The organism is Thermus sp., from assembly GCF_040290245.1.
Classification (GTDB): Bacteria; Deinococcota; Deinococci; order Deinococcales; family Thermaceae; genus Thermus_A.
The window spans coordinates 1-9,132 of record NZ_PSMQ01000062.1; the positions used below are offsets into that span (position 1 = coordinate 1).

Here is a 9,132-nt window from a genome sequence, read left to right on the forward strand (position 1 = left end):
ACCGAGCACCTCAGGCTCGACCCCGACCGGCTCTGGGTGACGGTTTTTGAGGACGACGACGAGGCCTACGCCATCTGGCGCGACCTCGTGGGTCTGCCCGAGGAGCGGATCGGTCGGTTCGGGGAGGAGGAGAACTACTGGCCGGGCGGAGCCATCACCCACGGCCCAAACGGCCCTTCCGGTCCTTGTTCGGAGATCTTTTACGACCGAGGGCCCGCCTTCGGCACCCCCGATGAGACCGGCCCCAACACCGGAAGCGGGGACCGGTTCGTGGAGATCTGGAACCTGGTCTTCACGCAGTACGACCGCCAGGGGCCCATCCCGGGACCGGGGATTTTGAAACCGCTTCCGCAGAAAAACATCGATACGGGAATGGGGCTTTACCGGGTGTCGGCCATCTTGCAGGATGTGGAGGATTTCTACCGAACGGACACCTTCTTCCCCCTCATAGAGCAGGTGGCCCTTTGGAGCGGGAAGCCCTACGAGGGCAGGGCCTCCGTGAGCCACCGGGTGATCGCTGACCACGTCCGGGCCGTGGTGGCGGCCCTCTCCGACGGGGCGACCTTTTCCAACACCGGCCGGGGCTATGTGGTCCGGAGGCTTCTGCGTCGGGCGCTCCGGCATGGCTACCTCCTGGGTCTGAAGGACCCCTTCCTCCACCGCCTCGCCCCCTTAGTGGCGGAGCTCCTCGGGGACTTTTACCCGGAGATGCGGGAGAACCTCGAGGCCGTGACCAAGCAGATCCGCCTGGAGGAAGAGCGCTTCTTGGAGACCTTGGAGGGCGGGGTGAGGCGGCTTGAGGAGCTCCTTTCCGCCCTGAGGCCCGGGGAGGCCCTGCCGGGGGAGGAGGCCTTTCGGCTGTACGACACCTACGGGTTCCCCCTAGACCTCACGGTGGAGATCGCCGCTGAGCGGGGCTTTGGCGTGGACACCGAGGGCTTCGAGGAGGCGATGCGGCTTCAGCAGGAGCGCTCCCGGGCGGCCATGGCCTTTGAGCGGGGGATCTTCAAGCGAAGCGCCCAGGTCCTGGAGGAGCTTTACGAGGAAAAAGGGGGCACCGAGTTCGTGGGCTACACCGACCTCGAGGCCGAGGCCGAGGTCTTAGCGCTCTTGGCGGGGGACGGTTCCTTGGCCGAGGCCAAGGCGGGTACGGAGGTCCAGGTGGTTTTGGACAAGACCCCCTTTTACGCGGAAGGGGGCGGACAGGTGGGTGACTTCGGCCATCTGGAGTGGCCTGGGGGAAGGGCTAAGGTGGAGACCACCCGCAGGACAGAGCAGGGAATATACCTTCATAGGGCCCGGGTGGAGGAGGGGGTCTTAAGGGTGGGAGAGAAGGTGCGGGCGGTGGTGGACCCGAGGCGGCGGGAGACGGAGCGGAACCACACCGCCACCCACCTCCTTCACGCCGCCTTGCGGGCGGTTTTGGGCCCCCACGTCCGGCAGGCGGGAAGCCTCGTGGCCCCCGACCGGCTCCGGTTTGACTTCACCCACCCCGAGGCCTTAGGCCTGGAGGAGCTGGAAAGGATCGAGCGGCTCGTCAACCGCTGGATCATGGCCGACCTGCCTGTGCGCTGGACCTATAAGCCCCTGGAGGAGGCGAAGCGGGAAGGGGCGATGGCCCTTTTCGGGGAGAAGTACAGCGAGGTGGTTCGGGTGGTGGAGGTGGCGGAAGCCTCCAAGGAGCTCTGCGGGGGGACCCATGTGCGGCGCACAGGGGAGATCGGGGCTTTCTTCATCGTGAAAGAGGAGGCGGTTTCCGCAGGGGTGCGGCGGGTGGAGGCCCTGACCGGGGAAGGTGCGGTCTCCTTCGTCCAGGGGATGAGGAGGCGGCTCCACCGCCTGGCCGATGAGCTGGGGGTCGGAGAGGCCCTTCTCGAAGAAAGGTTCCGTAGGCTCAAGGAAGAGCTAAAAGCTAAAGAGAAGGAGGCCGAGGCCCTCAAGGCCCGTCTGGTCCAGGCGGAGCTCCGGGAAGGGTCGGTGGAGGAAAAGGGGGGCCTTCGGTACACGGTCCGGAACTTTCCTGGACTGGACATGGCCGCCTTGCGCCAGGCGGCGGACGATCTGGTGGCCCGGGGGGTGGACGTGGTCCTTCTCTTCTCCGGCGAAAGCGCGGTGCTCAAGCTATCCAAACGGGCCATGGAAAAAGGCCTGGATGCGGGGACCCTGTTCCGCTCCCTTACGGAAAGGGCGGGGGGACGGGGTGGGGGCAAGGGGTCCTTGGCCCAGGGCGGGGGGTTGGACTTTGCCCGGGCTCAGGCAGCCCTGTTGGAGATGATCTAACCTAACCCCTTTGGGCAAGGCCGATTCCCCTCCACAAAGAGGATCGTTCCATGCCCTTGGGGATGGTATCGGCATATGGTCCACAAACCTGGTGTTTGGCCCTTCGGTCCAAAGGCGGTTTGCACCCACCCCGGGGAATGCCCCTGAATCCATCCGGGGGAGGACGTCACGAAAAACACCCCCCTAGGGGGGGTGTTTTCTGCTTCAGGAAGGTTCTCTAGTACGGCTCGCCTTCCAAGAGCTTCCGCTCTTCATCCACCGAAACCAAAACCAACTCGATGTGGACGTGCGGCTTGTCCACGCCGGGGTGGGGACCAGAGGGGATGAGGTTCACGTGGTCAAACCGGGTGTACCCCAGGGCCCTAAGGGTCGCGGTGCCGATGTCCACGTACTTCTCCTTGCCCAGCTTCTCCATGGGCACCATGAAGACCACTTTGATGAGTTTCCCCTGCTTGTCGTAGGCCAAAAAGGGCCCTTCTGGCAGTTTGCTGGGGTCTACGTACAGGGTGCCCAGGCCGGGGATGAAGTTGGGCAGCGCCCCCTTAAGCGCCTCGCTCACGTTCACGTAAGGCTTGGGGGGCGGGGCCTTGCGCACGCTCCCAACCATCTGGCCCACCCCAAGTCCAAGAGCCGCCAACACCAGGATACCGATACCCAAAAGCTTTCCGCGCCGCATACCTAACCTCCCTTGTGGAGAGTCCTCTTTTAGCCCTCCACTTAAAGATACGATGGCCGGGATGGATTGGATTTGGGGGTAGCCTACTTTTGGGGGGAACGCGCAGACCCCCTACGGTGTGGAACGTAGCCCCAAGGAATGGTGTTGAACGTAGCCCCGAAGGGGCTGACCCGCTCCCGCGGAAGCACCCGGGGCTGATCATTCCGTCTGGGATGGCCTACGGTCCACAAACCGGTCAGCCGTGTAGCGGCTACGTTCAAGCGCAGGAGTCCCCTGCCTGCATCCGCTTAGGGATGCCCCCGAATTGATTCGGGGGAGGAGGTCACCCAGTAGACTGTATTTGTGGGTTTTGCGCTTTTTTCTTCCCTAATTTCCTGGGCCCTGGCGTTTTACCTCCTGGGGCGCTATCTCAGGAAGCCGAGCCTCCATGGAGGCTTATATGCCCTGGGCCTTTTCCTCTTTGCCCTGGGGGTGAGCCTGGAGCTTCTCGCCCGGCTTCAGGGCGGCTGGTCCCCTCTGGCCTACCGGCTTTGGTACCTGGTGGGCGCCATGCACGGGGTGACCTTTCTGGGCCTCGGGAGCCTGGCCCTTCTGAACTCCAAAGGGGCGCGGACCCTCCTTATGGTCCTTTCGCCCCTTGTGCTCTGGGGGGCGTATCTGGTCTTTGCCGCGCCCTTGGACCTTTCCCGCCTGCCCTACCCCAGCGCCCCTACGGGCCAGGCCTTTCCACCTCCTGCCCTGACCTCGCCCCGGCTTTGGACCATCCCCTTCAACCTCATCGGAACGGTGCTGATGCTGGGGGTGGCTGTTTACACCACGCTGTTTTTCTGGCGGAAGAACCCCCTAAAGGCCCAGGGCACCCTCCTCATCGCCCTGGCCGCCCTGGTCCTGGCCTCTACGAGCGCGCTGAACCGCTTCGGGGTGGTGGGCCTCGAGGAGCTGGGCCGAGCGGTAGGGGTGGGGCTTCTGGCCCTGGGGGTGGCCTTGGCGGATAGGAGCACGTATGCGGCTCGCGGCGCTTGACGTGGGGCGGGCCCGCATTGGGCTTGCGGTGGGGGAGCAGGGCCTCCCCTTTGCCTTCGGCCGGGGGTACCTGGTGCGGAAGGGGCTGGAGGAGGACGTGAGGGCCCTTTTGGCCTTCTTCGCCCGGGAAGGGGTGGAAAAGGTGGTGGTGGGCCTTCCTCAGAGGACGGATCTCAAAAAGAGCGAGGAGGCCCAGGAGGTCCTGCGGCTCGTGGGGGCCTTGAGAGCCCGGGGGGTGGAGGTAGAGCTTCTGGACGAGCGCTACACCACCAGGCTCGCCCAGAGGCGCCTGGCCCAGGCACCCAAGCGGGTGCGGCGGGAAAAGGGTAGGCTGGACGAGATGGCGGCCATCATCCTTCTGGAGGACTACCTTGCCCGAGGGACGGCCCTGGGTTCTTAGGGGGGTCTACCTCCTCTTTGGCCTCTTCGCCCTCCTTTTGGCCTATGCCCTTTGGCTTTTGGGCCCCACGGGAAGGGAGGGCCTGGTCCGGCTCGAGCGGGGCATGGATGCCAGCAAAGTGGCCAGGCTTTTGGAGGAAAGGGGCCTGGTCCGCTCGGGGAGCCTTTTTTCCTTTTACCTCCGCTTCTCCCGCCGGGACCGCCTCCTCGTCCCCGGGGTGTACCGGCTGAAGGGGGAGGGGGCTTTCCACCTGGCCCGGGCCCTCTCCGGCGGACAGCCCCCCCTTACCGTGACCCTCACCTTTCCAGAGGGGCTCCGGGCGGTGGACTACGCCCGAAGGCTTTCCGAGGCCGGGCTGCCCGGGGAGGCCTTCTTGGCCAGGGTTCGGGACCCTGGCCCCCTGAAACCTCCGTACGTGGAGGCTCAAAGCCTCGAGGGGTTTTTGTTTCCCGCCACCTACACCTTTGACCTCCTGGCCGGGGCGGAGGAGATCCTCAAAGCCCTGCTCAGGAGGTTTGAGGAGGAGCTTACCCCGGAGGTGAGGGAAAAACTCCGGGCCAGGGGGCTTTCCGTCCAGGCCTGGGTGAGTTTGGCCTCCATCGTCCAGGTGGAGGCGGGGAGTGTGGAGGAGATGCCCCGCATCGCTGGCGTCTTCCTGAACCGCCTGGAGCGGGGGATGCCCCTGCAGGCCGACCCCACGGTGGCCTATGCTTTGGACAAGCCCCTAGACGCCCTTTCCCGCAAGGCGGGGGACTTTCTAGTGGACTCCCCCTACAACACCTATCGGTACAAGGGCCTACCCCCCACCCCCATTTCCAACCCCGGCCGGGCGGCGCTTTTGAGCGTTCTGGAACCGGTCTTAACCGACGAGAGGGGGAGGCCTCTCCTCTACTTCTTTCACGCCCAAGGCAGGTTGTTCACAAGCCCGGACTTCGAGACCCACCTTCGGCTTCTTTCCCTGCACCGCCCCTGATGAGGATGGGGTTCCCCCCTGGGTCAAAAAGGAGAAGGGCCTCCCCCAGGTCCCGGGCCTCGAGGCCATACTTCTTAAGTCGGAGGGCCTCCTGGCGGGGTTCGGCCTGGAGGATGAGCCGCCCTTCCTCCAGTCCCAAGACCCGGGCAAACCCTTCCCCCTCGGGGGTGGGGAGGTAGGGGCCCTTGGCAAACCCCCCTTCCCCGACCCGGAGGAGGAGGAGGGGGCCCTCCTTTGGGGCGAGGAGGGCTTCCTCCTTGGTCAGCGCCTCGAGGGCAAAGCCCAAGGCCTGGTAAAAGCTTGCCCCCGCCCCCAGGTCGGAAAGGAAGGCGATAAGGCTGGGCCGTTCGTTCATACGGCTCTTAGGAACCCCCGGAGGGCCTCTTCGTCTGGAATGGGCCTAAGGAGTTCGAGGTGGGCTGCTTCGATTTCCAGGCCCGGCCTGAGGTAGTCCAGCCACAGGGGGTCCACCCCCAGGGGCTTCCCCACTTTAAGGTAAAGGTGGTTCCAAGCGAGGAGGAGCTCAGTCAGGGTCCCTACCCCACCTGGAAGGGCCAGAAAGGCCTCCGCGAGGGTGAAGAGCTTCTCCAGCCGGTCCAAGAGGCTTTTCGCCCGGATCTCCAGGTCTAGGTAAGGGTTGGCCCCAGCCCGTTCGGGAAACAGCGCGGGGGCTGTCACCCCCACCACGAACCCTCCCCGTTCCTTCGCCCCTCGGCTTACCGCCTCCATGCCGCCTTGGTAGCCGCCGTTGGCCACCCCGAACCCCTCCTCGGCGATGACCTGGCCGTAGCGGCGGGCCTTTTCATAAAGGGCCTCCTTTGGCCTGGCCCGGGAGGAGACGAAGACCGCGACCAGTCTCACCGGCAGCGGACCACCAAGGTGGGGGTCTTGGTCCGGTGCAAGACCCCCTCCGTCACCGAGCCCAGAAGAAGCTTGTCCAGGCCGGTGCGGCCGTGGGTGCCCATGATGAGGAGATCGTACTGGGCGCTGGCCTCCACAATGGTGGGAACGGGCAGGCCTTCCTTCACCTCCCCCGTGGCCTCCACCCCCATGGCCTGGGCCTGGCCTAAGGCCTTGCCAATGGCCTCCTCGCCCAGCCGCCTCAGGTCCTGGAGGAGCTCTAGGCCGTAAGGGACGCTTTCCGGCGTGATCCAGATGGCCTGGGCGGGGTTTTCCAGCACGTAGAGGAAGTGGACCCTGGCCCCAAGGGCCTTGGCCAGCTCGAGCCCATGCTGGAGAGCCTGCTCGCTGCAAGGGCTTCCGTCGATGGGCATTAGAATGGTCTTGTACATAAAACCCTCCGCTTCCATCATACTTAAGAAGGCGTGGTATAAAGGAGGGATGCGGATCTACGGGCGAAACCCGGTGCTGGAGGCCTTGCGCCAGGGGCGGGTCCTTAGGGTGTATGTGGCCCGGGGGGTGGAGGCCTGGTTCTTAAGGGAGCTCGAGGCCCTAGGGGCCGAGTACACCCTGGTCCCCCGGATCGAGCTGGACCAGGCCCTAAGAACCACCCACCACCAGGGGGTGATGGCGGAGGTGGTAGACCCCCCCTACCAGGACCTCGAGGCGGCCTTCCGCTTGGCCGAGGCTCGAGGCGAGCCGCCTTTGCTCGTCCTTCTGGACGGGGTGACCGACCCTCGGAACTACGGGGCCATCCTGCGGAGCGCCCTGGCCCTGGGGGCGCACGGGGTGGTCTCGGAGGAGAGGCGGAGCGCCCCCCTTTCCCCCCTGGCCCTTAAGGCCAGCGCGGGGGCCGCGTACCGGCTCCCCGTGGTCCGGGTCAAGAACCTCCCCCGCACCCTGGAGGCCCTGAAAGAGCGGGGGCTTTGGGTCTACGGGGCGGACGTCAGGGGGGAAAAGCCCCTGTATGCCCTGGACTTCCGCCGTCCTTTGGCCCTGGTCTTTGGCTCCGAAGGGGAGGGGATGAGGCGGCTTGTCCGGGAGGGGTGCGATGAGCTTTTCCGCATCCCCATCCGGGAGGAGGCGGAAAGCCTCAACGTGGGCGTGGCGGTGGCCATCGCCTTATACCAGGCAGGGCTTGGCCGTAAGATGGAAGGGTGGACGGTCTAAAACTCCTCCAGGCCCTTATCCAGGCGGAAAGCCCCTCGGGGGCCGAAGGGCCGGCGGCCCAGGTGGTTCTTGAGGCCCTGAAGGGTCTGGGGCTTACCCCTAGGTTGGACGAGGCGGGCAACGTGGAGGCCGTCTTCGGCGAGGGGCCGGAGGTGGTCCTGACCGGACATCTGGACGTGGTGCCCGCGGGGGACCCCTCCCACTGGGCCCACCCCCCTTTCTCCGGGGCCTACCTGGACGGCTGGGTTCACGGCCGGGGGGCGGTGGACATGAAGGGCCCCCTGGTGGCCATGCTGATGGCCCTGAAGCGGCTTAGGGATGCCCCCCAGGGGCGGGTCCGCTTTTTGGCGGTGGTGCAGGAGGAGGTGGGTGGGCTAGGAAGCCGGTATGCCAGCGAGCGGCTTGCCCCTAAAGCCTTCATCCTGGGCGAGCCCTCCCGCCGCCGCCTGATGCGGGGGCACCGGGGGCGGGCGGAGGTCCACCTGGACTTCGAGGGCAAGGAGGCCCACGCCGCTTTGGCGGGCCTGGAGAACCCCCTTTTTGACCTGGGGAAGGCCCTGGCCTTCCTTGAGGAATCGGTCTGGCCTTCGAGCCTTAAGCTTACCCCCACCGCGGTCTATACCTTCCCTGGGGCGCACAACCAGACCCCTGGGGTGGTAAGGCTGGTTCTGGATGTTCGGTTTGATCCGGAGGCCGACCTCGAGGCCCTCCTGGCCCGCCTCCGGGAAGCCCTGCCCGCGAGCGTTTATATCCCGGAAGCGGTGCGCCGTTCCGGGGAGGTGGAACGGGTCATCCCCATGGTCTGGCCGCCCTACCGCCTTCCCGAGGACCACCCGCTTCTAAAGGCCGCCCTTTCCGCTTTGGGCCAGGAAGAAGCAGGCCTTTGGCCCTTCACCACCGATGCCCCTTACCTGGGGGCAAGGGCCCCCGTTTTGGGCTTTGGCCCGGGGGACCCGGCCCTGGCCCACACGGCCAAGGAGGCCATCCGATGGGAGGAGGTTGAAGCCGCAGCGATGGACTACGTGCGCCTGGTGGAGGCCTTGTGGAGAAGCTGATTGCGGGGGAGAGGTACCGGCTTTTGGGGAGCTTTCCCCGGCCGGTGGCGGAGGGGCTGCGGGCGCGGCTTCTTTCCCGGGGGGTCCCGGTCCACCTGGAAACCCCCTTTGAGGGTCTGCCGGAGGCCTACCTAGGGACCTACACAGGAGACGTGAGCCTGTACGTGCCCCTGGCCCTGTTGGGTGTGGCCGAGGCGGTTTTGAGCGAGGAGGCGGAATGAGAGTGATCGGCCTGGACCTGGGCGGGACGAAGATTGCCGCAGGGCTTTTTGAGGGGGACCGACTCCTAAGGAAGGAGGTCTTCCCCACCCCCAAGGAAGGGGGTGAGGCGGTGGTCCGGGCCCTGGCCCAGGCGGCCCGGGCCCTGGGCCTCGAGGGGGTGAAGGCGGTGGGGCTGGGCACCCCCGGGCCTTTGGACTTCCAGGAGGGGGTCATCCGCTTCACCCCCAACATTCCCGGGGTAAGGGGCCTGCCCATAAAGAGACTTTTGGAGGCGGAGCTGGGCTTGCCCGTCTTCCTAGAAAACGACGCGAACGCCGCCGCTTTGGCCGAGCACCATCTGGGGGCGGGGCGGGGGTTTGGGAGCTCCGTTTACCTCACGGTTTCCACGGGGATTGGGGGTGGGGTGGTCCTGGGGGGACGGGTCCTGAGGGGG

General features: G+C 65.9%; 12 protein-coding genes. 8 read left to right on the plus strand and 4 right to left on the minus strand.

The genetic code is table 11. The features are described 5' to 3' along the window. On the plus strand, positions 1-2,280 hold a 2,280-nt coding region (gene alaS, locus C4301_RS08205), incomplete at its 5' end, for an alanine--tRNA ligase (protein WP_352414609.1). 217 nt (positions 2,281-2,497) lie between these two features. On the opposite strand, the gene C4301_RS08210 is transcribed toward alaS, so the two are convergent. Further along, entirely contained in the window at positions 2,498-2,956 is a 459-nt protein-coding gene (locus C4301_RS08210) for a DUF5602 domain-containing protein (protein ID WP_352414610.1), read from the minus strand. A 342-nt stretch (positions 2,957-3,298) separates the two neighbouring features. Between C4301_RS08210 and C4301_RS08215 the strand changes: the two genes are divergently transcribed. Genes C4301_RS08215 through mltG form a run of 3 tightly spaced genes read left to right on the plus strand, consistent with a single transcriptional unit; the run spans position 3,299 to position 5,352 of the window. Continuing rightward, entirely contained in the window at positions 3,299-3,979 is a 681-nt protein-coding gene (locus tag C4301_RS08215) for a hypothetical protein (protein WP_352414611.1), read from the plus strand. After that, positions 3,960-4,379, plus strand: a complete 420-nt coding sequence (ruvX, locus tag C4301_RS08220) for a Holliday junction resolvase RuvX (protein ID WP_352414612.1) — start codon at positions 3,960-3,962, stop codon at positions 4,377-4,379. The genes C4301_RS08215 and ruvX overlap by 20 nt, the downstream gene beginning before the upstream one ends. Next, on the plus strand, positions 4,351-5,352 hold the full coding sequence (gene mltG, locus C4301_RS08225) for an endolytic transglycosylase MltG (RefSeq protein WP_352414613.1): 1,002 nt from the start codon (positions 4,351-4,353) through the stop codon (positions 5,350-5,352). The genes ruvX and mltG overlap by 29 nt, the downstream gene beginning before the upstream one ends. On the opposite strand, the gene C4301_RS08230 is transcribed toward mltG, so the two are convergent. The 3 genes from C4301_RS08230 to C4301_RS08240 are packed head-to-tail and all read right to left on the minus strand — an operon-like array spanning position 5,297 to position 6,644. Then, the gene (locus tag C4301_RS08230) at positions 5,297-5,707 is read right to left on the minus strand and encodes a hypothetical protein (protein ID WP_352414614.1); all 411 of its coding nucleotides are present in this window, start codon (positions 5,705-5,707) and stop codon (positions 5,297-5,299) included. The genes mltG and C4301_RS08230 overlap by 56 nt on opposite strands. After that, positions 5,704-6,213, minus strand: coding sequence for an LOG family protein (locus tag C4301_RS08235; protein WP_352414615.1), 510 nt, complete (start codon positions 6,211-6,213; stop codon positions 5,704-5,706). Before C4301_RS08235 ends, C4301_RS08230 begins: the two co-directional genes overlap by 4 nt. Further along, entirely contained in the window at positions 6,210-6,644 is a 435-nt protein-coding gene (locus C4301_RS08240; RefSeq protein ID WP_352414616.1) for a universal stress protein, read from the minus strand. Before C4301_RS08240 ends, C4301_RS08235 begins: the two co-directional genes overlap by 4 nt. A gap of 49 nt (positions 6,645-6,693) precedes the next feature. Here C4301_RS08240 and rlmB point away from each other — a divergent pair, with 49 nt between their 5' ends. The 4 genes from rlmB to C4301_RS08260 all read left to right on the plus strand — a co-directional run. Beyond that, a complete protein-coding gene (gene rlmB, locus C4301_RS08245) occupies positions 6,694-7,422 on the plus strand; it encodes a 23S rRNA (guanosine(2251)-2'-O)-methyltransferase RlmB (RefSeq protein WP_352414617.1) in 729 nt (242 codons plus the stop codon). Then, complete coding sequence (locus C4301_RS08250; protein ID WP_352414618.1) at positions 7,410-8,477, plus strand: M20 family metallopeptidase; 1,068 nt, start codon at positions 7,410-7,412, stop codon at positions 8,475-8,477. The genes rlmB and C4301_RS08250 overlap by 13 nt, the downstream gene beginning before the upstream one ends. Continuing rightward, entirely contained in the window at positions 8,465-8,698 is a 234-nt protein-coding gene (locus C4301_RS08255; RefSeq protein ID WP_352414619.1) for a hypothetical protein, read from the plus strand. Before C4301_RS08250 ends, C4301_RS08255 begins: the two co-directional genes overlap by 13 nt. Beyond that, on the plus strand, positions 8,695-9,132 hold a 438-nt coding region (locus C4301_RS08260), incomplete at its 3' end, for an ROK family protein (protein ID WP_352414620.1). The genes C4301_RS08255 and C4301_RS08260, both read left to right, overlap by 4 nt.

Coding starts and splice junctions, on each gene's coding strand:
- rlmB (WP_352414617.1), top strand. CDS start 6,694: ATGCGGATCTACGGGCGAAACCCGGTGCTGGAGGCCTTGCGCCAGGGG.
- C4301_RS08210 (WP_352414610.1), bottom strand. CDS start 2,956: ATGCGGCGCGGAAAGCTTTTGGGTATCGGTATCCTGGTGTTGGCGGCT.
- ruvX (WP_352414612.1), top strand. CDS start 3,960: ATGCGGCTCGCGGCGCTTGACGTGGGGCGGGCCCGCATTGGGCTTGCG.
- C4301_RS08240 (WP_352414616.1), bottom strand. CDS start 6,644: ATGTACAAGACCATTCTAATGCCCATCGACGGAAGCCCTTGCAGCGAG.
- C4301_RS08230 (WP_352414614.1), bottom strand. CDS start 5,707: ATGAACGAACGGCCCAGCCTTATCGCCTTCCTTTCCGACCTGGGGGCG.